Annotated in this window: 18 protein-coding genes; 12 read left to right on the forward strand and 6 right to left on the reverse strand. The window is 74.4% G+C overall.

Features of this window, described 5'->3' with window-relative positions; all coding sequences use genetic code 11:
• Positions 1-39 precede the first annotated feature (39 nt).
• The 9 genes from QRT04_RS15180 to QRT04_RS15220 all read left to right on the forward strand — a co-directional run bounded on the left by QRT04_RS15180 (position 40) and on the right by QRT04_RS15220 (position 8,898).
• The gene (locus QRT04_RS15180; protein WP_289456415.1) at positions 40-705 is read left to right on the forward strand and encodes a TetR/AcrR family transcriptional regulator; all 666 of its coding nucleotides are present in this window, start codon (positions 40-42) and stop codon (positions 703-705) included.
• 139 nt (positions 706-844) lie between these two features.
• Positions 845-2,053 (forward strand): pyruvate dehydrogenase (acetyl-transferring) E1 component subunit alpha, encoded by a 1,209-nt coding sequence (pdhA, locus tag QRT04_RS15185; protein ID WP_407653645.1) that lies wholly within the window; start codon positions 845-847, stop codon positions 2,051-2,053.
• Positions 2,050-3,060 (forward strand): alpha-ketoacid dehydrogenase subunit beta, encoded by a 1,011-nt coding sequence (locus QRT04_RS15190; RefSeq protein ID WP_289456416.1) that lies wholly within the window; start codon positions 2,050-2,052, stop codon positions 3,058-3,060. Before pdhA ends, QRT04_RS15190 begins: the two co-directional genes overlap by 4 nt.
• Positions 3,057-4,484 (forward strand): dihydrolipoamide acetyltransferase family protein, encoded by a 1,428-nt coding sequence (locus tag QRT04_RS15195; RefSeq protein WP_289456417.1) that lies wholly within the window; start codon positions 3,057-3,059, stop codon positions 4,482-4,484. Before QRT04_RS15190 ends, QRT04_RS15195 begins: the two co-directional genes overlap by 4 nt.
• An 18-nt stretch (positions 4,485-4,502) precedes the next feature.
• Positions 4,503-5,279 carry a CoA transferase subunit A gene (locus tag QRT04_RS15200; RefSeq protein WP_289456419.1) on the forward strand — a complete coding sequence of 259 codons (777 nt, stop codon included), beginning with the start codon at positions 4,503-4,505 and terminating at the stop codon, positions 5,277-5,279.
• Entirely contained in the window at positions 5,276-5,938 is a 663-nt protein-coding gene (locus tag QRT04_RS15205) for a CoA transferase subunit B (RefSeq protein WP_289456421.1), read from the forward strand. Before QRT04_RS15200 ends, QRT04_RS15205 begins: the two co-directional genes overlap by 4 nt.
• Positions 5,935-7,128: an acetyl-CoA C-acetyltransferase gene (locus tag QRT04_RS15210; RefSeq protein ID WP_289456423.1), complete on the forward strand. Its 1,194-nt coding sequence runs from the start codon at positions 5,935-5,937 to the stop codon at positions 7,126-7,128. Before QRT04_RS15205 ends, QRT04_RS15210 begins: the two co-directional genes overlap by 4 nt.
• 146 nt (positions 7,129-7,274) lie before the next feature.
• Entirely contained in the window at positions 7,275-7,847 is a 573-nt protein-coding gene (locus tag QRT04_RS15215) for an NADPH-dependent FMN reductase (protein ID WP_289456425.1), read from the forward strand.
• A gap of 4 nt (positions 7,848-7,851) precedes the next feature.
• Positions 7,852-8,898 (forward strand): alkaline phosphatase family protein, encoded by a 1,047-nt coding sequence (locus QRT04_RS15220; protein ID WP_289456426.1) that lies wholly within the window; start codon positions 7,852-7,854, stop codon positions 8,896-8,898.
• A gap of 53 nt (positions 8,899-8,951) precedes the next feature.
• On the opposite strand, the gene QRT04_RS15225 is transcribed toward QRT04_RS15220, so the two are convergent.
• The 5 genes from QRT04_RS15225 to QRT04_RS15245 form a co-directional block, all read right to left on the reverse strand.
• Positions 8,952-9,917, reverse strand: coding sequence for an aldo/keto reductase (locus QRT04_RS15225; RefSeq protein WP_289456427.1), 966 nt, complete (start codon positions 9,915-9,917; stop codon positions 8,952-8,954).
• Between the two features lie 100 nt (positions 9,918-10,017).
• Entirely contained in the window at positions 10,018-10,731 is a 714-nt protein-coding gene (locus tag QRT04_RS15230) for an alpha/beta fold hydrolase (protein WP_289456430.1), read from the reverse strand.
• Between the two features lie 102 nt (positions 10,732-10,833).
• Positions 10,834-11,244 (reverse strand): RidA family protein, encoded by a 411-nt coding sequence (locus QRT04_RS15235; RefSeq protein ID WP_289456432.1) that lies wholly within the window; start codon positions 11,242-11,244, stop codon positions 10,834-10,836.
• Between the two features lie 90 nt (positions 11,245-11,334).
• Positions 11,335-13,017 carry a serine/threonine-protein kinase gene (locus QRT04_RS15240; protein ID WP_289456434.1) on the reverse strand — a complete coding sequence of 561 codons (1,683 nt, stop codon included), beginning with the start codon at positions 13,015-13,017 and terminating at the stop codon, positions 11,335-11,337.
• A gap of 198 nt (positions 13,018-13,215) precedes the next feature.
• Positions 13,216-13,602, reverse strand: a complete 387-nt coding sequence (locus QRT04_RS15245; protein ID WP_289456436.1) for an SHOCT domain-containing protein — start codon at positions 13,600-13,602, stop codon at positions 13,216-13,218.
• Between the two features lie 134 nt (positions 13,603-13,736).
• On the opposite strand from QRT04_RS15245, the gene QRT04_RS15250 reads away from it, so the two are divergent.
• The 3 genes from QRT04_RS15250 (at position 13,737) to QRT04_RS15260 (ending at position 18,772) form a co-directional block, all read left to right on the forward strand.
• Positions 13,737-14,273, forward strand: a complete 537-nt coding sequence (locus tag QRT04_RS15250) for a hypothetical protein (protein WP_289456438.1) — start codon at positions 13,737-13,739, stop codon at positions 14,271-14,273.
• A gap of 80 nt (positions 14,274-14,353) precedes the next feature.
• The gene (locus tag QRT04_RS15255; RefSeq protein ID WP_289456440.1) at positions 14,354-17,056 is read left to right on the forward strand and encodes a cation-translocating P-type ATPase; all 2,703 of its coding nucleotides are present in this window, start codon (positions 14,354-14,356) and stop codon (positions 17,054-17,056) included.
• Positions 17,057-17,182: 126 nt separating this feature from the next.
• Positions 17,183-18,772 carry an MFS transporter gene (locus tag QRT04_RS15260; RefSeq protein ID WP_289456443.1) on the forward strand — a complete coding sequence of 530 codons (1,590 nt, stop codon included), beginning with the start codon at positions 17,183-17,185 and terminating at the stop codon, positions 18,770-18,772.
• A gap of 54 nt (positions 18,773-18,826) precedes the next feature.
• Here the strand turns inward: QRT04_RS15260 and QRT04_RS15265 are convergent, their stop codons facing one another.
• Positions 18,827-21,457, reverse strand: coding sequence for a LuxR C-terminal-related transcriptional regulator (locus QRT04_RS15265; protein ID WP_289456444.1), 2,631 nt, complete (start codon positions 21,455-21,457; stop codon positions 18,827-18,829).
• Positions 21,458-21,552: the final 95 nt, after the last annotated feature.

A 21,552-nucleotide genomic window follows, 5' to 3' on the forward strand; every position in this document is an offset into this window, starting at 1 on the left:
ACACCTCGTTGTCCACGACAGACGCCCCGGGGAGGTCGGATGCCAGAGCGCAGTGCGGCCGTCGGCACCCGCGCGCCGGGCCCGAGCGGCCCGCCGACGGACGCCCCCGCCGATCCCGCGCCGACCACTGCCCGCGGCCGCGCGAAGGCCGAGCGTCGGACCGCGCTGCTCACGGCCGCGGCGCGCCTGTTCGCGCAGCGCGGCTACGAGGGAGTCTCGCTCGAGGACCTCGGTTCGGCGGTCGGCGTCAGCGGGCCCGCCGTCTACCGGCACTTCCCGAGCAAGCAGGCGGTGCTCGCGGCGCTCCTGGTCGAGACGAGCGAGCGGCTGCTCGCCGGCGGCCGCGCGGTGGTCGAGGCGTCCGCCGGCGACGGCGCGGCCCTGCGCGGGCTCGTCGCGTTCCACGCCGAGTTCGCGATCACCGACCCCGACGTCATCCGTGTGCAGGACCGCGACCTCGACGCCCTCTCCGTGGCGGACCGTGCCACCGTGCGCGAGCTGCAGCGCACCTACGTCGACGCGTGGGTCGGCGTCCTGGCACGACTAGGGCCCGCGGTCGACGTGGCCGAGCTGCGGGTGCGCGCGCAGGCGACGTTCGGCCTGCTCAACTCGACGCCGTTCAGCGCGCGCGGGCTCAGCGCGGCCCGCACGCGCGCCGTCCTCGAGCAGATGGCGCTCGCCGCGCTCGACCCCGGCCGCGGCTGAAACCTCCCGGCGACACGCGCTCCGTCTGGGCACAAGGTCCCTCGCGGACATAGCCTGGACGTGCATCAGGCAACGGAGCCACTGCTTCACAAGAGCGCCGGCTCCGCCAACGACGGAGCGAAACATGTTGCGTTCAGATGTGTCATCCGACCGTGCCCTGGCACGTCCCGAGGGACGCGAAGGGCGTGCTGCGTCGCCGCCCGCTCGGGCCGCGACGAGCCCCCGTGGTACGAGCCCCCACGGTGCCGCCCCGCCGCCCGCGCCCACGACGGACGAGCTCCTCCAGCTGCTGACGCCCGACGGCGTCCGGCGCGCCGAGCCCACGCTGGACCCGTGGGTCGCCGACGTCGACGACGAGCGACTGCTGGACCTCTACGAGGACATGGTCGTCGCACGCCGGTTCGACATCGAGGCCGTCGCGCTCCAGCGCCAGGGCGAGCTCGGTCTCTGGCCGCCGCTCCTCGGCCAGGAGGCCGCGCAGATCGGGTCCGCCCGCGCCCTGCGGCCCGACGACTTCGCGTTCACGAGCTACCGCGAGAACGGCGTCGCGTACTGCCGGGGCGCGTCGCCCACCGACCTCGTGCGCGTGTGGCGCGGCACGGCGCTGTCCGGCTGGGACCCGCGGTCGATCGGCATGGCGACGCCGCAGGTGATGATCGGCGCGCAGACGCTGCACGCCACCGGCTACGCGCTCGGCTGCCGCATCGACGGCGTCGACTCCGCGGCGGTCGCGTACTTCGGCGACGGCGCCACCAGCAAGGGCGACGTGCACGAGGCGATGGTGTTCGCCGCGAGCTTCCGCGCACCCGTCGTGTTCTTCTGCCAGAACAACCAGTGGGCGATCTCCGAGCCGGTCGGTCTGCAGACCCGACGACCGATCGCCGACCGGGCGTTCGGCTACGGGATCCCGAGCCTGCGCGTCGACGGCAACGACGTGCTCGCGGTGACGGCCGCGACGCGGATCGCGCTCGACCGGGCGCGTCGCGGCGACGGACCGACGTTCGTCGAGGCCGTCACCTACCGGCGCGGGCCGCACACGACGTCCGACGACCCGACGCGGTACGTCGACCCCGAGGTGCAGGCGTCCTGGGAGCAGCGCGACCCCCTCACGCGTGTCGAACGGCTGCTCGGCGCGAGTGGAGCGCTCACCGAGGACCGCGCGGGCGCGATCAAGGCGAACGCCGAGCGCTTCGCCCACGAGATGCGCGAGGGCTGCCTCGCGCTGCCGGTGCCCGCGCCGACCAGCGTGTTCGACCACGTGCTCGTCGAGCCGTCGGCGGCGCTCGCGCGCCAGCGCAGCGAGTACGCGGCGTACCTCGCGATGTTCGACGACGGAGAGCCCCGATGACCGCGACGACGATGGCCGCGGCCCTGGGCTCGGGCCTGCGCCGCGCGCTCGAGGACGACCCGCGCGTGGTGCTGCTCGGCGAGGACATCGGCCGCCTCGGCGGCGTGTTCCGGGTGACCGACGGGCTGCAGCGCGACTTCGGCGCGGACCGCGTCATGGACACGCCGCTCGCCGAGAGCGGCATCCTCGGCGTCGCCGTCGGCCTCGCCTACCGCGGGTTCCGGCCCGTCTGCGAGATCCAGTTCGACGGGTTCTCGTACCCCGCCGTCGACGAGCTCGTCACCCAGGTGTCGCGCCTGCACTACCGGACGGGCGGGGCGATCCGCATGCCGATCACGGTGCGCATCCCGTACGGCGGCGGCATCGGCGCGGTCGAGCACCACTCCGAGTCCCCCGAGGCGTACTTCGCGCACACGCCGGGGCTGCGGGTCGTCACGTGCGGCGGGCCCCAGGACGCGCACACGATGCTGCGGCAGGCGATCGCGTGCGACGACCCGGTCGTGTTCCTCGAGCCCAAGCGTCGGTACTGGCTCAAGGACGAGGTCGACGAGGAGCTCGACGGCGCGCTGCCGCTGGACCGCGCGCGCGTCGTGGTCGAGGGCTCGGACGTGACGCTCGCCGCGTACGGGCCGCTCGTCGTGACGGCCCGGGACGCCGCGATCGCGGCGCGCGACGAGGGCGTCTCGATCGAGGTCGTGGACCTGCGCTCGCTCGCCCCGCTCGACCTCGACACGCTCGAGCGGTCGGTGCGCCGCACGCACCGGCTCGTCGTCGCCCACGAGGCGCAGCGCTCCGGCGGCCTCGGCGCCGAGATCGCCGCCGGCGTCACCGAACGCTGCTTCGACGTCCTGCAGGCGCCGGTCGCGCGCGTCACCGGCTTCGACGCGCCCTACCCGCCCGCCAAGGTCGAGGAGCACTTCCTTCCGGACCTCGACCGTGTGCTCGACGCCGTCGACCGCGTGGTGGGCCGGCCGCACGCGCTGGCCGGATGGAGCGCAGCGTCATGACCGAGCGGACCGTCACGCTGCCCGACCTCGGCGAGGGCCTCACCGAGTCCGACCTCGTCGAGTGGCTCGTCGCGCCCGGGGACCGCGTCGAGCTCAACCAGGTGGTCGCCGAGGTCGAGACCGCGAAGGCGCTCGTCCAGCTTCCGTCGCCGTGCGCCGGGGTCGTCGCCGCGCTGCTCGCGGAGCCCGGGACCACCGTGCCGGTCGGGGGCCCGCTCCTGACGATCACGGCCGACGAGCCGAGCCCGGCGGCGGCTCCCCCGGCGGCCTCGCCGGCGCGGACGGCCGTCCTCGTCGGCTACGGCCCACCGGTCGAGGGAGCGCGCCGGCCGCGCCGGCGCGAGAGGTCCAGCGCGTGGCTCGCGACGCACGTCGTCGCCGACGCGCCACCCACGCCCCACGACTCTCCGTCGACGACCCGGCCCGTGATCAACCCGCTCGTCCGCAAGCTCGCGCACGACCTGGGCGTGCATCTCGAACGGGTCGCGGCGTCGGGCACCGACGGCACGATCACGCGCGACGACGTGCTGCGCGCGGTCTCGCCCGGTCGGGCCGGGCTGGTCGCCGTCGCGGACCGGACCACGACCGTCGGGTCCGCGACGGCGTCGCCCCCCGAGTCGGTCCCGGTCCACGGATCCGGGCCCGCGGGCCCGCCGCCGCCGCAGCCCGTCCCCACGGCGCCGAAGGCCGCCGACGACCCGCGCGCGTCGCAGCCCGACGCCGCGGCCGACGTCCGCGTCGCCGTCACCGGCGTCCGCAAGCAGACGGCCGCCGCGATGGTGGCCAGCGCCTTCACCGCACCCCATGCGTCCGTCCACCTCACGGTCGACGTGACGCCCACCCTGGGCCTGCTCGCCGAGCTGCGCGCCGACCCGGCGTACGCCGAGAGCCACGTGACGCTCCTCGCGCTCGTCGCGAAGGCGCTGACGGTCGCCGTGGGCCGCAGCCCGGAGCTCAACGCGCACTGGGACGAGGCGAGCGGCGAGATCCTGCGCTACGGCCACGTCGGGCTCGGCATCGCCGTCGACTCGCCGCGCGGGCTCGTCGTCCCGGTCGTCCACGACGCCGAGCGCCTGCGCCTGCCCGACCTGGCGCGCGCGCTGCGCGACCTCACCGAGACCGCGCGGGCCGGCGCCACGGCTCCGGCCGACCTGGCCGGTGGCACGATCACGATCACCAACGTCGGCGTGCTCGGGGTCGACGGCGGCACGCCGATCCTCGTGCCGGGCCAGGCCGCGATCCTCGCGACGGGTGCCGTCCGGCGGCGGCCCTGGGAGCACGAGGACCAGGTGGCGCTGCGCAGCGTCATGACGACGACCCTGTCGTTCGACCACCGCGTCGTCGACGGCGCGGAGGCCGCCCGGTTCCTCGCCGACGTCGGCGCGGTGCTGGCCCGGCCGGGCGCCGTCCTGGCCATGGTGTGACGTCCGAGGAGGAGACGCATGGACAAGGTCGTCCGCTCGGCGACCGACGCGGTCGCCGACATCCCCGACGGCGCGACGATCGCGGTCGGCGGCTTCGGGCTCTGCGGCATCCCGAGCGTGCTGATCCGAGCCCTGCTCGACGTCGGCACGCACGAGCTCGAGGTCGTCAGCAACAACTGCGGCGTCGACGACTGGGGGCTCGGCCTGCTCCTCCAGGAGCACCGAGTCCGGCGCGTCGTCGCGTCGTACGTCGGCGAGAACAAGGAGTTCGCGCGCCAGTACCTCGCGGGCGAGCTCGAGGTGGAGCTGACGCCGCAGGGCACGCTCGCCGAGCGGCTGCGCGCGGGCGGCAGCGGGATCGCCGCCTTCTACACGCGCACGGGCGTCGGCACGCTCGTCGCGGAGGGCGGCCTGCCGTGGCGGTACGACGCGGAGGGCAACGTCGCCGTCGCCTCGCCACCGAAGCCGGTCGAGCGGTTCACGGTGCGCGGCGTCGAGCACGAGTACGTGCGCGAACAGGCGATCGCCGCCGACTTCGCGCTCGTCCGCGCCGCCGTCGGTGACCGTGCGGGCAACCTCGTGTTCCACTCCGCCGCGCGCAACTTCAACCCGCTGTGCGCGACCGCCGGGCGCGTCACGGTCGCCGAGGTCGAGCGGCTGGTGCCGGTGGGCGAGCTCGACCCCGACGCCGTGCACCTGCCCGGGATCTTCGTCGACCGCGTCGTCGAGCTGACGCCCGAGCAGACCGCCGACAAGCGCATCGAGCGCCGCACCCTGCGGGAGGTCGCACCGTGAGCCTGACGCGCCAGCAGATGGCGGCCCGCGCCGCACGCGAGCTGCCCGACGGCAGCTACGTCAACCTCGGCATCGGACTGCCCACCCTCGTGCCGAACTACGTCCCGCCGGGCGTCGAGCTCGTGCTCCAGTCCGAGAACGGCATCCTCGGCGTCGGGCCCTACCCCAGCGAGGACGAGGTCGACCCCGACCTCATCAACGCGGGGAAGGAGACGATCACGCTCAACCCCGGTGCGACGTTCTTCGACTCGGCGACGAGCTTCGGCATGATCCGGGGCGGCAAGGTCGACGTCGCGGTGCTCGGCGCCATGCAGGTGTCGGTCGCGGGCGACATCGCGAACTGGATGATCCCCGGGAAGATGGTCAAGGGCATGGGCGGTGCGATGGACCTGGTCCACGGTGCGCGCCGGATCGTCGTCCTCATGGAGCACGTGGCGCGGGACGGCTCCGCCAAGATCCTGCCGGCGTGCACGCTGCCGCTCACCGGGGCCGGCGTGGTCGACCGCATCATCACCGACCTCGCGGTGATCGACGTGACCCCCGACGGGCTGGTGCTCCGCGAGTGCGCGCCGGGCGTCTCGGTCGCCGACGTGCTCGCCGCGACGAGCGAGGTGCCGCTGCGCGTGCCGGACGAGGTCAGCCAGATGGTGCCGTCATGACGAACCGCGAGGTCGTGCTGCTCTCGTTCGCCCGCACACCCATGGCCCGGCTCAACGCCGGACTCTCGACGCTCACGGCCGCCCAGCTCGGTGCCGCGGCGATCCGCGGCGCGCTCGACCGCGCGGGTGTGCCCGACGGCGCCGTCGACGGCGTGATCATGGGCCAGGTCGTGATGGCGGGCGCCGGCCAGAACCCCGCGCGCCAGGCCGCGCACCTCGCCGGCCTGCCGTGGACGGTGCCGGCGACGATGGTCAACAAGGTCTGCCTCAGCGGCCTGGTCGCGATCGTCGACGCCGCGCGGATGATCCGGCTCGCGGAGGCGGACGTCGTCGTCGCGGGTGGCCAGGAGTCGATGAGCCAGGCGCCGCACCTGCTCCCCGGTTCGCGCCGCGGCTGGGCGTACGGCGACCTGCGCGCGGTCGACTCGCTCGCCTGGGACGGCCTCACCGACGCGTTCGAGCACGAGTCGATGGGCGCCGCGACCGAGCGCGGCAACGCGGCGCGCGGGATCAGCCGGACCGCGCAGGACGAGGTCGCGGCGGCGAGCCACCGGCGCGCGGCCGCCGCCGCCGCATCGGGCGTCTTCGCCGACGAGATCGTGCCGGTCGACGTGCCCCAGCGCCGCGGGGACCCGGTCCGCGTCACGGTCGACGAGGGCATCCGACCCGACGCGTCGGCCGAGTCGCTCGCCGCCCTGCGCCCGGCGTTCGCCGCCGACGGCACGATCACGGCCGGCAACGCCTCGCCCCTCACGGACGGCGCGGCGGCGGTCGTCGTCGCGTCCCGCGAGGTCGCGGAGGCGCGCGGCTGGTCGTGGCTGTGCTCGGTCGGCGCCTCGGGACAGGTCGCCGGCCCCGACACGTCGCTGCACTCGCAGCCGGCGGCGGCGCTCACGGTCGCGCTCAAGCGCGCCGGCTGGGACCTGACGAGCCTCGACCTCGTCGAGATCAACGAGGCGTTCGGCTCGGTGGTCGTCCAGTCGCTCGCCGACCTGGGCTACCCGCTCGACCGGACGAACGTCCACGGCGGCGCGATCGCCCTGGGCCATCCCATCGGCGCGTCGGGCGCCCGGCTCGCGGGTCACGCGGCGACCGAGCTCGCACGCCGCGGCTCGGGCCGGGCCGGTGTCGCGCTCTGCGGCGGCGGCGGGCAGGGCGAGGCCCTGCTGCTGTGGCGCGACGCCTCCTGACGCGACGGCGCGCGGCATGACGGCCGGGTGCGCGTCTCGACCACCCGACCTACCGTGAACGAGCACGCACGAACGAGCACCCTGCCGTGCGGCGCGTGCCGACCGGGACGCACACGGCCACCGGACCGCGGGAACGGAGGACCACCATGGCGCGCACCTACACCGTCGGCTACTTCGTCGGCAGCCTGTCGTCGACGTCGATCAACCGCGTGCTGTCGAGGGCGTTGATCAAGCTCGCGCCGAACGACCTCGACTTCGTCGAGATCCCGATCGGGAACCTGCCGCTGTACAGCCCCGACTACGACGTGGACTACCCGCCCGAGGCGCGCGCGCTCAAGGAGGCGATCGCCGGCGTCGACGCGGTGCTCTTCGTCAGCCCGGAGTACAACCGCTCGATCCCGGGTGCCCTCAAGAACGCGATCGACTGGGCCTCGCGCCCGTGGGGCCAGAACTCGTTCGACCACGTGCCCGCCGCGGTGATCGGCGCGTCGATCGGCGCGATCGGGACGGCGGTCGGGCAGCAGAGCCTGCGCGCGGTGCTCAGCTTCTGCAACGCGCGCCAGATGACGTCCCCCGAGGCGTACATCCACTACTCCCCCGAGGTGTTCACGAGCGACGGCGAGGTCACGGACGACTCGACCGCCGCCTTCCTACGCGCCTACATGACCGAGTTCCACGACCACCTGGTGCGGGTGCTCACGGTCCTGCCACGGGGCTAGCGACGTGCGCCGACGCCGCGCGCTCCGCGCCGGTCCTGTCCTCACGGGCGCGTTCGCCGCCGCGCTCGTCCTCGGCGCGTGCACGTCGTCGCCGGGGTCGACGCCGACCGGCACGAGCTCGCCCATGGCGAACCTGCCCACGACGAGCCCCGCCGCCGCGCTCGGTTCGACCCCGCCGTCGACCCCCGCCGCGGGCGCGTCCCCGACCAGCGTCCCGACCCGGCCGGTGCTCCCGACGCAGCCGCCGCCCGCGAGCCCCGCCGTGACGGCGCGCAGGACCGTCGACAAGGTGCTCGTGGTCGTCGTCGAGAACCACTCGCTGAGCCAGATGCGCGCCCAGATGCCGTACACGTACGGCCTCGCCACGCGGTACGGCTACGCCGCCGACTACCGCGCCGTCACGCACCCGTCGCTGCCCAACTACCTCGCGATCGCGGGCGGCAGCACCTTCGGCGTGCACGACGACCGGCCGCCCTCGGCGCACCCGCTGCAGGGACCCAGCGTGCTCGGTGCCGCCGTCCGCGCCGGCAGCACCGCCAAGGTGTACGCCGAGAGCATGACGGTGCCCTGCCAGCGCACGCCCCAGGGCCCTTACGCGGTGAAGCACAACCCGTGGGCGTACTACGTCCAGGAGACGGCGCCGTGCCGGCGGTACGACGTCCCGCTGACGGCGCTGCGGGCCGACGTCGCCGCCGGTCGGCTGCCCGCCGTCGGGATGGTGGTGCCGAACCTGTGCGACGACGCGCACGACTGCTCGCTCGCGCGTGCGGACGCGTTCATGCGCCGCTACGTCGGCGCCGTCCTCGCGGGCCCCGACTGGCACTCGGGCCGCCTCGCGGTCGTGATCACGGCCGACGAGGACGACCGCCACCACGGCAACCGGGTCCTCACCGTGGTCGCACAGCCGAGCCTCCACGGCGTCGTGGTGCGGACGAGGCTGAACCACTACGCGCTGAGCCGCTCCCTGGCGGAGGTGGCGGGCGTCCCGCCGCTGCGGCACGCCGCCACCGCGAGGTCGCTGCTCCGCGCCTTCGGCCTCACGCCGGCGTAGCACCAGCGACGCTCTGGCTGCGCCGAAGATCGGCCGCGGCATTGCCGCCCGACCTAGGGCGCCTCGTAGAAGTTCCGCTCCCAGCGGTGCCGCGTCACGGCCTCGTGCTGCGCGGCCGGCAGGCGGCCCCGGTCGCTCGTCGCGGCGTTCCGCTCGACGTTCCGTACGGTCCGCATGCCGGCGATCACCGTCGAGACGGCCGGGTCGTCGAGCACGTACCGCAGCGCGACGTCGGCGAGCTCGTCGTTGCTGATGCCTAGGTCGTTCACCAGCGCGGCCACGTGCTGCTCCACCTGCGCCTTGCGGTCGCCGCCGAAGAAGGTGTTGCGGAAGTCGCCGTCCGGGAACCTCGTGCTCGAGGTGATCCGTCCGGTGAGGCCGCCCTCGTCGAGCGCGACCCGCACGATGACGCCGACCCCGTGCTCGGCGCACGCGGGCAGGAGCTTCTCCTCGGGCTGCTGGTGCCACGCGTTGTAGATGACCTGCACGGTGTCGACCGCGCCGCTCCGCACGAGCGCCAGGGCGTTCTCCGGCTGGTAGTCGTTGATCGAGACGCCGAAGAACCGGATCTTGCCCTCGTCCTTCAGGGCCGCGATCGTCTCGAGCCAGTCACCGTGGCCGACCCACTCGTCGCTCCACACGTGGAACTGCAGCACGTCGAACGCCTCGAGCCCCGACGCGGCGAGGCTCGTCTCGAGGCTCGCGCGGATGTGGTCGCCCGGGAACGTCTCCGACACGTCGACGCCGCTCTGCGCGGGCCAGACGCCGTTGCGGGGCGGCACCTTCGTCGCGACCAGCACGTCGGGGTGCTCACGCAGCACGCTGCCCACGATGCGCTCGCTCTCGCCGTAGCCGCGCGCGGTGTCGACGAAGTTGACGCCCAGCTCGATCGCGCGCCGCAGCGCGGTCACCGACTCGTCCTCGTCGGCCCCGATCCACATCGATCCGCCGATGCCCCAGGCCCCGTACCCGATCTCCGAGACGGACAGACCGGTGCGGCCCAGCTGGCGATACTCCATCACGCACTCCTCGTTCAGGCCTTGCGCCGCGCACGCGCGCGACCGGTGCCGTCCGTCGACGGCCCGGTCCAGCCTCCCCCGAGCCGGTGCCCTGCGCGACCTACGACGCGACGCCCGCGACGGCGCTGCGCACCAGGGCCGCCACGTCGTCCGGGCGGCTGATCATCGCGACGTGCGAGCTGTCGACCTCGACCGTCGTCGCACCCGCACGCTTCGCCATCGCGCGCTCGGCGTCCGGCGGGATCACCCGGTCCTGCTGGCCGACCATGTACCAGCTCGGTGTCGTCCGCCACGCCGGCGTTCCCGACGGCTCGGCGAGGCTCACCAGCGACCCCGGGCGCTGCGCCGCGGCCATGATCGCGGCGAGCTCGGCCGGGACGTCCTGGCAGAACGCGTCGTGGAAGACGGCCGGGTTGATGTACGCGTCTCCGGTGCCCTCGGGCGCGCCCGGGTACGGCCGGACGACGAGCACGGGCGAGAGGTCGACCGGCTCGCCGCCGAGCGCGAGCGCCTGCCCGACGGCCTCGCCCTCGTCGAGCGCGAACGCACAGATGTAGACGAGCGCCACCACGTTCTCGGCGTGCACGTTCGTGATCACGGCGCCGCCGTACGAGTGCCCGACGAGCACGACGGGTCCGTCGATCGTCGCGACGAAGTCCTGGATGTACCCCGCGTCGTGCGCGACACCGCGCAGGTGGTTCGCGGGCGCGTAGGTCGTGTAGCCGTCGGCCTGGAGGCGGGTGATGACGCCTCCCCAGCCGGACGCGTCGGCGAACGCGCCGTGGACGAGGACGATCGTGGGCTTGTCGCTCATGGTGGGTCCTTCGGGGTCGCGGGACGTCGGGGTGTGCCAGGCATATCGGACATTCCCGCCGCCCGCCAGCCAACATCCGGTGAACGAGCCCGTGCCGCGTCCCTACGCGCCGGCCGCCCGCTCCACCGCGGCGACCGCGCTGACCTCGATCAGCGCACCCGGCACGCCCAGCCCCGCCACGCGCGCGGCCGTCACGAGCGGCGGGGCGCCGGCCCGCGCCAGCCGCGGTGCGATGGCGCCGTAGGCGGCCTGGAGGTCGGCTCCCTCGGCGAGCAGCACGGACCACTGGACCACGTCGGCGAGCGTCGCCCCGGCGGCGCCGAGCGCCACGCTCGCGTTGTCGAGCGCCCGCGCGGCCTGCGCCGCCACGTCCTCGGACACGAGCCGGCCCGTCTCGTCGACGCCGTTCTGACCGCCCACGTAGATGGTCGTGGCGCCTGGCGGCACGACGGCGACGTGGCTGAAGGCCGGGCTGACGACGAGGCCGCTGGGCTGGAGCAAGGAGATCGTCATGCGCCCGATCGTCTCAGCGACCCCTGACACCCGCCCCCGGCGGGCTGCGGCGGGGCTCACCCTCCGACAGGTGCCCACCTCGGCGCCGTGTCAGCCGGGACCGGGACCCTTCTTGTGGCCTTGGCCCGGGCCGCCCTTCGGCTTGGTCTTCCCTGAGCCCGGGCCGTGGTCGGCCTTCCCGCCGGGCGCGGGCGTTGCCGCGTGCGGGGGCGCCGACGCGCGTGGCGCCGTGCGTGCGACGGTACGCGTCGAGCTCGTCGTGGTCGGCGCCGGTGCGGCCGAGGTGCTCGCCGCCAGCCGCGCCTGGGCCTGGGCGGCGGCCGCCGCGGCGACGGCGACGGCGCCCGTCAGCTGCTGACCGATGCCGTCGAGCGTGCGCGCGAACGCCACGAGCTGCGCCTCCGGCAGGGCGCCGGACCTGCGAGCCGCGGCCAGCTCCTCGCGTGCGTGGTCGAGCAGCGCCTGCGCCCCCTCGAGGCGACCGGCGGCCAGCGCCGCCTTCAGTGCGGCGACGTCCCCCTCGAGCCCGTCCGTCCAGGCGTCCGCGGTGGCCGTCGCCCCCGCCTCGTGCGAGCTCGAGCGCAGCGCCGTCGCGGTCGCCGCGGTGGCACCGCCGAGCACGAGCGCGCCGACGAGCGCGACGGTCGTGGCGCGCCGACGAGGTGCGTGGCGCCTCGGCGGGGTCACGTGCGCGACCGCCGGCTGGAGCACCGTCGGCTCGTCGTCCGTGAACGGCCACGGCGGCGCGGCCGCACCGGCAGCCGCACCGGCAGCCGCACGGGCCGCTGCGATGTCTGCGGGGATCGGTTCGGCGCCCGCGACGCCCCCCGGCTCCGCCGCCACCCACGCGGCCGCGTCGCGCTCGAGCAGCTCCGCGAGCTCGTCGCGCACCTCGCCGGCGGTGGGGCGGGCCGCGGGGTCGCGCGCCGTCATGCGCCGCAGGAGGGCCGCGAGCGCCGGGTCGGCCGACGCGGGGACCTCGGGGTCGCGTGACAGCCGGGCCGCGGCCACCTCCGCGACGGTCCCGGTGAACGCGGCCACGCCCGTCAGGCACTCGAGCAGCACCAGCCCGAGCGCGTACACGTCGGTGGCCGGGCCGATCGCGCCGCCCATGGCCTGCTCCGGGCTGAGGTACGTCGCGGTGCCGACGATCGCGCCGGTCATCGTGAGCCGCGTCGCCGCCGCGATGCGCGCGATGCCGAAGTCCGCGAGCTTGACGGGCGAGCGCTCCGCGACCCGGCCCGCGTCGCCGTCGAACGCGTCGTCCGAGGTGAGCAGCACGTTCCCGGGCTTGACGTCGCGATGCACCACGTCGCGTGCGTGCACGACGGCGAGCGCACCCGCGAGCGCCCAGCCGACCCGCGCTGCCCATGGCGCACTGAGCGCACCGCCGTCGAGCCGCCGCGCGAGCGTCTCCCCCGCGACGAGCTCCATCACGAGGTAGGCCCGGACGTGCGCGCCGCCGTCGACCGGGTCCGTGCCGGCGTCGAAGAGCGTCACGAGCCCTGGGTCCCGCAGCGACGAGAGCACGCGCATCTCGGCCTCGTGGCGGCGGAGCTCGTCCGTCTCGGGCGGGACGGGCGCGAGCACCTTGACGGCCACGTCTCGGCCGAGCATCAGGTCGTGCGCGCGGTACACGGTGGAGGCGCCGCCGCGGCCCAGCATCTCGAGCACGCGGTAGCGGCCGCCGAGGAAGAGCGGGACGTCCCCCGTGGCGCGCTCGGGCGGCGTCATGAGCGACGCCACGTCGCGCGTCGGAGGGTGGTCTGCCATGTCTGTCGACGCTAGGGCCCGGTTCGAACCCCCGCACGTCGGGCAGTGCCGTTCACCCGGGCGGACGACGTGCCGTCCGTCACGGCCCGAGGCCGCGCCGCGACCCGGCGGAGCGGGCACCGGCCCCGGGCACGGCTCGGCCGGTCGGCCCCACCCCCTCCGGAGGGACCGACCGGCCGTCGCGCGCCGTATCGACCGCTAGCCGGCCAGCGCGCGAGCCTTGAGCGTCTCGAACTCGGCCGCGGTGATGGCGCCCGAGTCGAGCAGGGCCTTCGCGTCGGCGATCTCGCCCGCTGCCGAGCGGCCGCCGCCCGCGGTCTGGCGGATGTACTCGTCGGCGGCTGCCTTGTTGTCCGCCATCTCCCTCATCTCCCGGCGGGCCATCCCGTCGCCCCGGGCGATGATGTAGATCAGCGCGACGAGGAACGGCAGCACGATCAGGCCGATCACCCAGACGGCCTTCGCGAATCCGCCGACGCTGCGGTCGCGGAAGAGGTCACGAAGGATCTGGAACAGCACGATCAGGTAGGCGAAGAAGCAGAACCACCACACCAGCAGCCAGAACCAGTCCCAGAAGCTGTTCATCGTTGCGTCTCCTCGAGGTCGATCAGTCGGTCGGCTCGCCCCCACCGTCGTCGGGCGCTCCCACCTGCGTCGTCACCCGCCACGGGTAGTCGTGGGACCCCTCGCCCCGGACCCCGCGATGCCACACTGGCGGCGTGACCTCGAAGGACGACGGCACCCCGACCGCGGCCGACGACGCACCGGCCGAGCCCGAGCTCGACGGCGGCCGGCTGCACCGCCGCCGCGCGTCCCACCTGTACGGGCTCATCATCAGCGGCTCGGTGCTCGCGTCCGCGCCCACCGACCTCGGGCTGGCGCACATCGCCCTGGCCGTGCTCGCGACGCTCGTCGTCTACTGGAGCGCCGAGACGTACGCGCACTGGATCGCGGCGCGCACGGTGCACGGCCGGCCGCTGACGCGTCACGAGGAGCGTGTCGTGGTCGCGGACGGCTGGCCGCTCGTCGCGGCGTCCGGCGCGCCGGTCGGGGTCCTGCTCGTCGAGCAGCTGCTGGGCGTCGAGGTCTCGCGCGGCGTGACGGTCGCACTGACCGTCAACCTCGCGCTCCTGCTGATCGTCGGCTGGCGGATGAGCCGTGCGGGCGGCCTGCACGGCTGGCGGCACGTGGGCGCGACCCTGATCACCGGGCTGCTGGGCGTCGCGATGATCGGGCTCAAGCTCGCGCTGCACTGACGGTCTACCCCCGGCGGGTGACGTCGGGGCCTCCGCTTGGTGTGAGCGTGGTCGCGTCCCCGCCGGCGGAAGGAACCGTCATGACGACGACGCAGCTCTCTCCGACCGACTCCCCGTGGCACGCCGCCGCGGTCGAGTCCGTGCGTTCGAGGCTGGAGGTGGACCCGGCCGTCGGGCTGTCCGCCGCGCAGGTGGCCGAGCGGCGCGCGCGGTACGGGCCGAACGCACTCGCGGCGGAGAAGAAGGTGCCGGTCTGGCTGGCCTTCCTGCGCCAGTACCGCGACCTGATGCAGCTGGTCCTGCTCGGCGCGGCGCTCGTGAGCATCATCGCTCTGGGCGACGTGACGACGGGCGTGATCGTCATCCTCCTGACCGTGTTCAACGCGCTCATGGGCCTGCACCAGGAGGGCAAGGCGGCCGAGAGCGTCGCGGCGCTGCGGCAGATGCTCGTGCTCCGGGCCCGGGTCCGGCGCGACGGCCGGCAGCAGGAGATCGACGCCGAGGAGCTCGTGCCCGGCGACGTCGTCACCTTCGAGGCGGGCGACAAGGTGCCGGCCGACGGCAGGATCGTGCTCGCCGCGTCGCTCGAGATCGAGGAGTCCGGGCTCACCGGCGAGAGCGCACCGGTGCCGAAGGCGACCGACCCGGTGGCGGGCGACGACGTGCCCCTCGGCGACCGCATCGACATGGCGTACATGAACTCGCAGGTCACGCGCGGGCGCGGCGAGATGATCGTCACCGACACGGGCATGACCACCGAGGTCGGCCGGATCTCGGGGATGCTCTCGGGGGTCGAGCAGGACAAGACGCCGCTCGCCCGCCAGCTCGACCGGATCACGGTGATCATCACGGTGATGGCCGCGTTCGCGCTCGTGCTCATCGTGGTGCTGGGACTGGCGCGCGGTCAGGACTTCGACAGCCTCTTCGTGGTCGGCATCAGCCTCGCGATCGCGGCGATCCCGACCGGCCTGCCCGCGGTCGTCACGATGCTGCTCTCGATGGGCACGCGTGACCTCGCGGCGAAGGGCGCGATCGTCAAGCGGCTGAAGTCGGTCGAGACGCTGGGCTCGACGTCGGCGATCTGCTCGGACAAGACCGGCACGCTGACGCTCAACCAGATGACCGCGCGCCACCTCGCGCTCGCCGGCCACCGGTTCTCCGTCGACGGTCAGGGGTACTCGACCCAGGGCCGTGTCCTCGCCGTCGGCGGCACTCAGGAGGTGCGGCTCGAGCCGTTCGTGCTGCCCATGGCCCTCGCGAGCGACGCGGTGATCGAGGACGGTGCGTGCATCGGCGACCCGACCGAGGGCGCGCTCGTCGTGCTGGCCGAGAAGGCGGGCATCGACGTGCTCGAGACCCGGCGGACCTACCCGCGCGTGGCCGAGGTGCCGTTCGACGCGGCCTACAAGTTCATGGCGACCTTCCACGAGATGGACGGCGTCATCCGCTGCTACGTCAAGGGCGCGCCCGACGTGCTGCTCGCGCGCTCCACGACCGTGCTCGGGGCGGACGGCACCGGCCAGCCGATCGACGCCGGCCGCGAGCTCGTCGAGGCGGAGAACGACCGGCTCGCCGCCGAGGGCATGCGCGTCCTCGCGGTCGCCCGGCGCGACGTGCCACGCGAGGCGCTCGGCAGCGGCGACCTGCTCGAGCTGATCGCGGACCTCGAGCTGCTCGCGCTCGTCGGCATCGTCGACCCGCCGCGCCAGGAGGCCAAGGCGGCGATCGCGGAGTGCCGCGACGCCGGCATCCGCGTCCGCATGATCACGGGCGACCACGCCACGACCGCGGCGGCCATCGCGAAGCAGCTCGGCATCGAGGGCCGCGCGATCACCGGCGCCGAGTTCGCCGCGATGCCCGACGACGTGCTCGAGCGCGAGGTCGCCGGCATCGGCGTCGTGGCCCGCGTCGCGCCCGAGGACAAGGTGCGGCTCGTCGACGTGCTCAAGCGCCAGGGCAACGTCGTCGCGATGACGGGCGACGGCGTGAACGACGCGCCCGCGCTGACCCGCGCCGACATCGGCGTCGCCATGGGCATCACCGGCACCGAGGTCACCAAGGACGCCGCCGAGATGATCCTCACCGACGACAACTTCGCGACGATCGTCGCCGCCGTCGAGGGCGGCCGCGGGCTCTACGACAACCTGATGAAGTACGTGCGCTTCCAGATGGTCGTGCTCACCGGGTTCATCCTCACGTTCGTCGGCGCCGGCATCTTCACGATCGCGAACGGCACTCCCCTGTCGCCGCTGCAGATCCTCTGGATCAACTTCGCGATCGACGTCATGCTCGCGGTCGGCCTCGGGTTCGACGCGGCGACGCCCGGACTCATGCGCCGCAAGCCGCGGCCGCCGGACCAGCCCGTCATCGGGCGGACGCTCGGCGTACGACTCGAGCTCGAGGGCCTCCTGATCGCCGTCGCCTCGCTGCTGGTCGTCTGGTACGGGGAGCAGAACTACGACCTCGCGACCGCGACCACCATGGGGCTCACCGCGATGTCCCTCATGCACGTGGTCGCGGCGATGGAGTGGCGCGACGACCGGGCGACGATCTTCCAGCACTCGACGCTCGCCAACGGGCGGTTCATCGCGCTGATGATCGCCGTGATCGGTCTGACGTTCCTCGTGACGACGCTCGGCGGCCTGCAGCGGATCTTCGGCACCGTCGAGCTCGACGGCTCGCAGTGGCGGCTCTGCCTGCTGGTGACCGTGGGATACCTGGTGCTGGTCGAGCTCGTGAAGCTCGTGCTGCGCCGCCTCACGCCGGAGGCCGCGGCAGCCTGACCCGAGCCGCGGTCACGCTGCCCGGGCGGTGGGACGCCCTCCGCCGCCCGGGCAGCGTTCTGCTGTCCCGGTCCCGTACCCGCCCCGGGTGAGGTCGGTCCGCGGGCTGCATGCCACGGTGACGGGATGTCGACGCCGAACGGACCAACGGGCTGGCAAGGCGACCGCCGGCTCGCGCTGCTGCTCGCCATGGCGATGTTCGTGCTGGTGGTGGACACGTCCCTGATGAACGTGTCGATCTCGGCGGTCGTGCGCGACCTCGGCACCACGGTGTCGGGCGTGCAGTCCGCCATCGCGCTCGAGGCGCTCGTATCGGCCGCGTTCATCCTGATCGGCAGCAAGATCGGCGACCTCTTCGGCCGCAAGCGCGCCTACCTGCTGGGCCTCTCCGCGTACGGGGTGGGCGCCGTGTCGATGACCCTCGCGCAGAGCCTCACGCCGATCATCGTGTTCTGGGCCGTGATCGGCGGGCTCGGCGCGTCGCTGCTGCTCCCCGCGATGCAGTCGCTGATCCACGGCAACTTCTCGGGCCCCGCGCAGCGCAAGGTGTACGCGCTCGTCGGCGCAGCGGCGTCGGTCGCCGCCGCCGTCGGCCCGCTGCTCGGCGGGTTCATCACCACCTACCTGTCGTGGCGTGTCGCGTTCGGCCTCGAGGCCGTCGTGATCGCGGTCGTCGTCTCGGGCGCGCGGCTCGTGCGCGACGTGCCCTACCAGGGCGACCGTTCCGTGGACCCGGTGGGTGCCGTGCTGTCGGTGCTCGGCATGGGCGGCATCGTGCTGGGCGTGCTCGCGTGGCAGGAGGGCGCCGAGTCCGTCGGGCTGCTCGTCCTCGTCGGCGCCGCGGCGCTCCTCGGGCTCGCGTGGTGGCTCGTCCGGCGGCAGCGTCGGGGCGCCGCGACCCTGCTCGACCCCGACCTGTTCCGGTCGCCGATGTTCCGCATCGGCGTCTCGCAGCAGCTCATGCAGCAGATCGCGCTCGGCGGCGCGATGATCGCGCTGCCGATCTTCCTGCAGATGGCGCTCGGCTACGACGCGATGCTCGCGGGCCTCTCGCTCGCGCCGCTCTCGCTCAGCATGTTCGGCGCGGCACTGCTGGCCGGACGTCGAGCCGGCCGCCGCCGCCCGGCCGTGCTCGTGACCGCCGGGTTCGCGCTGCTCGTCGTCGGGGTCGCCGCGCTGCTGCCGATCGTGCCGCGCGCCGGGTCCGGGTGGGCACTCGCGGTGCCGCTCGTCGTCGCCGGCTGCGGGCTCGGCATCCTCGTCTCGCAGCTGAACAACTACACGCTCTCGCCGGTCTCGGAGGACCGCGTCAGCGAGGCAGCGGGAGTCAACTCCGCCGCGGGCTCGTTCGGCCTCTCGTTCGGCCTCGCGTTCGCGGGTGCCGTGATGCTCGCGAGCCTCTCCGTCGGGTTCGGCAACCAGGTCGACGACAGCACCGTGCTCGACACCGGGCAGAAGCAGCACGTCACCGAGGTCCTCCGCACCGATGCCGAGGTGATGAGCGACGCGCAGCTCCAGACGATGCTCGCCGACGAGCCCGAGCCGGTGCAGGCCGAGCTGCTGCGCATCAACGACGACGTCCGCGCCCGCGCGCTCCAGATCGCGCTGCTCGTGCCGCTGCTCGCGGGGGCCGCGGGGCTGGTCAACGGCTTCCGGATGCGGCGCCTGCCCGACCCGGACCCGGACTCGGCCAAGGAAGGGCTCGCGCTCGGCTGACGCGCCCGGACGCGCGCGTGCGGGCCAGCAGTCGATCCGCTGGCCCGCGCGCGGTCAGTCCAGCAGCCCCAGCTCGCGGCCGCGCCGCACTGCCTCGCGCCGGCTCGCGACGCCCAGCTTGCGGTACAGCGCCTTCAGGTGGGCCTTGACGGTGTTGACGGAGACGTAGAAGTCGGCCGCGATCTCGGCGTTGCTCTCCATGGTGGGCAGCGCGCTCAGCATCGCGAGCTCGCGCTCGGTGAGCGGCTCGACCAGCGGGTCGGGCTCGGGTCCGGTGGGTCCCGACTGCAGCCGGGCCCGCACGGCCCGCGCCACCGGGTCGTGACGTGTCCCGACCAGGCGGGTGAGCCGCGCGTCGAGCGCCTCGTCGCGCGCCGCCACGAACGGACGGACCAGCCGGTCCGGCCCGGCGACGTCCAGCGCCTGCGACAGCGTGTCGTCGACGCCGGGGCGCGAGAGGCGCGCGAGGGCGGACGCGTGGGCGAGGAGCGCCTCGACCCGGACGAGATCGGCGTGCCCGGCGCCGTGCCGCAGCACGTCTCGCGTGATCGGCAGCGCCGCCTCCGCGCGCCCCGCCGCGACGAGCAGCCGGGCGCGTGCGACCTGCGCGACGGCCAGGTCGTCCGACGCCGGCCGGCCGCCGTGCCACGTGCGCGCCGTGCGGGTCAGCAGCTGCACCTCGGCGAGGGCCCGCACCACGAGGTCCCGCAGCAGCATCGGGGTGCCCCCGAGCGCGGTGGCGACCTCCTCGGCCGCGGTGAGCGCGAGCTCGGCGGCGTGCGCCCGCCCCCGGGAGACCGCGACGAACGTCTGCAGCAACCGCAGGGCGAGCACGGAGGACGGCTCCGCGCCACCGGCGTCGGCGGCCAGCCCCTGTGCCACCAGGCGGTCCGCCTCGTCGTCCTCGCCGCGGAGCAGCCCCGCCATGCCTGCCGCGGCGTACGCCATCCGCACCTGGAGCGACGCGGACCAGCCCCAGCGCTCGGCGTCCGCCAGGGTGTCGCGCGCGCTCGCGTCCGCGACGTCGATGTCGCCGGCCACGAGGTCGCCGAACGCGAGGTACGCGCGTGCGTTGAACAGTGCGAGCGACGGAGGCCCGTCGCACGAGGCGCGCACGAGGTCGCGCAGTGCCTCGCGCGCGACCGCGACGTCACCGACGAGCAGTCGCCCGACGTCCCGGTTGTTCAGCGCGATCACGAGGTAGGACTCGAAGGCGGGGAACCGCCAGGGCGCCCGCTCGAGCGCGTCGACGGCCTCCCGACCAGCCGCCTCGACGGCACCCACGTCCCCCGTGCCACGGGCGGCCATCGCGACCAGCACGGCGAGCAGCGCCGACGCGGACGCACGCGGCGTCGTGCCCAGCAGCCGGCGCGCCGCGGCCAGGTGGACACGCGCCGCCTCGAAGCGGCCCGAGACGACGGCGTCCGCCGCCGCGCACAGCTCGAGCGTCCCGGTATGGGGCAGGTCCGCGTAGGGGATCGCACGGAGCGCCTCCGCGAGGCTCTCGCGGTCCGGCCCCAGCAGCCCACCGGCGGCGGAGTCGACGAACACCTCGCCGAACAGGTCCCAGTCGCCCGCGGTCGCCGCGTGCTCGAGCGCCTGCCGCGGCTCGCCGTTGTGCACCATCCAGCGCGCCGCGCTCCGGTGCGCCTCGCGGAACGCCTCGGGATCCTCGAGGCGCAGCTGCGCGCGCAGCATGTCACGGAGCAGCGGGTGGTAGCGGAACCAGCCGGCGCCGCCGGTCGCCGTCACGAAGTCGTTGGACACGAGCCCGGCGAACGCCGCCACCGAGACACCGCCCGGCACCAGCGCGTCGGCGAGGTCGGCGCAGACCGCACTCGTGACGCTCGTACGCAGCAGCAGCTCGCGCCGCTCGTGCTCCTGCCGCTCGAGCACCTCGGCGAGCAGGTACTCCGACGCCGATGCCTGGGGGTCGACCGCGGGCTCGTGCGCCGCGGTGAGGCGCAACCGGACGCCCACCGGCCAGCCGCCGGTCTCCTCGACGAGCGCCCCGGCGTCTGCGGTGGTCATCGTCTGTCCCTCGGCGGCCGCGACCGCCATCACGTCGACGGGACGGAACGCGAGGTCCTCGGCAACGATCTCGGCGAGCTCGCCCTCGGCGCGCAGCCGGTGCAGCGGCAGGACCGGGTCGGCCCGTGTCGCGAGCACGAGGCGCAGCGGCCCGGGGAACCGGAGCAGGTCCGCGAGGCCGCTCAGCACGTCGTCGTCCGTCAGCAGGTGCGCGTCGTCGAGCACGAGCACGGTCGGGTCGGGGAGCGCCTCGATCGCGCTGTACAGCCGCCGCAGGAAGGCCGGGGTGACGCGCGTGGGCACCCGGAGGTCGCCGAGCGGGTGAGCCGCCGGCACCGCGCCGGACACCCGCATCGCGGTCAGCACGTGCTGCCAGAAGGCGCTCGCCCCGTCGTCCCGCGCCTCGAGCGTGAGCCAGGCGACGTCCTTGCGCCGTTGTGCCCACCGGGCGGCGGCCGTCGTCTTGCCCCAGCCGGGCCCCGCGGACACGAGCGTGAGGCGGTGCGCGACCGCCTCCTCGAACCTCGCGGTGAGCTCGCTGCGCAGGATGGTCCGGGGCACTCGAGGGATGCTCGCCCGCGCGCGCAGCATCCCTCGGCCGGCGGCTCGATCGGCCGTCGCGCGGACGTTCTCGGCGTCCATCTCCACCGACATGGCTCGCACGCTAGCCCATCCTTTACCCCGGAGGGGTGATGAGGAACCAACCCATACCGGGCGAAAGTCGATGACGACCGCGGGACGAGGGGAGC

It is taken from the genome of Cellulomonas alba (assembly GCF_030362835.1).
Classification (GTDB): Bacteria; Actinomycetota; Actinomycetes; order Actinomycetales; family Cellulomonadaceae; genus Cellulomonas; species Cellulomonas alba.

Bases quoted from the DNA above. Each gene is read 5' to 3' on its own strand.
- QRT04_RS15180 (WP_289456415.1), top strand. From the start codon at position 40: ATGCCAGAGCGCAGTGCGGCCGTCGGCACCCGCGCGCCGGGCCCGAGC.
- QRT04_RS15190 (WP_289456416.1), top strand. From the start codon at position 2,050: ATGACCGCGACGACGATGGCCGCGGCCCTGGGCTCGGGCCTGCGCCGC.
- QRT04_RS15195 (WP_289456417.1), top strand. From the start codon at position 3,057: ATGACCGAGCGGACCGTCACGCTGCCCGACCTCGGCGAGGGCCTCACC.
- QRT04_RS15200 (WP_289456419.1), top strand. From the start codon at position 4,503: ATGGACAAGGTCGTCCGCTCGGCGACCGACGCGGTCGCCGACATCCCC.
- QRT04_RS15210 (WP_289456423.1), top strand. From the start codon at position 5,935: ATGACGAACCGCGAGGTCGTGCTGCTCTCGTTCGCCCGCACACCCATG.
- QRT04_RS15215 (WP_289456425.1), top strand. From the start codon at position 7,275: ATGGCGCGCACCTACACCGTCGGCTACTTCGTCGGCAGCCTGTCGTCG.
- QRT04_RS15225 (WP_289456427.1), bottom strand. From the start codon at position 9,917: ATGGAGTATCGCCAGCTGGGCCGCACCGGTCTGTCCGTCTCGGAGATC.
- QRT04_RS15230 (WP_289456430.1), bottom strand. From the start codon at position 10,731: ATGAGCGACAAGCCCACGATCGTCCTCGTCCACGGCGCGTTCGCCGAC.
- QRT04_RS15235 (WP_289456432.1), bottom strand. From the start codon at position 11,244: ATGACGATCTCCTTGCTCCAGCCCAGCGGCCTCGTCGTCAGCCCGGCC.
- QRT04_RS15240 (WP_289456434.1), bottom strand. From the start codon at position 13,017: ATGGCAGACCACCCTCCGACGCGCGACGTGGCGTCGCTCATGACGCCG.
- QRT04_RS15245 (WP_289456436.1), bottom strand. From the start codon at position 13,602: ATGAACAGCTTCTGGGACTGGTTCTGGCTGCTGGTGTGGTGGTTCTGC.
- QRT04_RS15255 (WP_289456440.1), top strand. From the start codon at position 14,354: ATGACGACGACGCAGCTCTCTCCGACCGACTCCCCGTGGCACGCCGCC.
- QRT04_RS15260 (WP_289456443.1), top strand. From the start codon at position 17,183: ATGTCGACGCCGAACGGACCAACGGGCTGGCAAGGCGACCGCCGGCTC.
- QRT04_RS15265 (WP_289456444.1), bottom strand. From the start codon at position 21,457: ATGTCGGTGGAGATGGACGCCGAGAACGTCCGCGCGACGGCCGATCGA.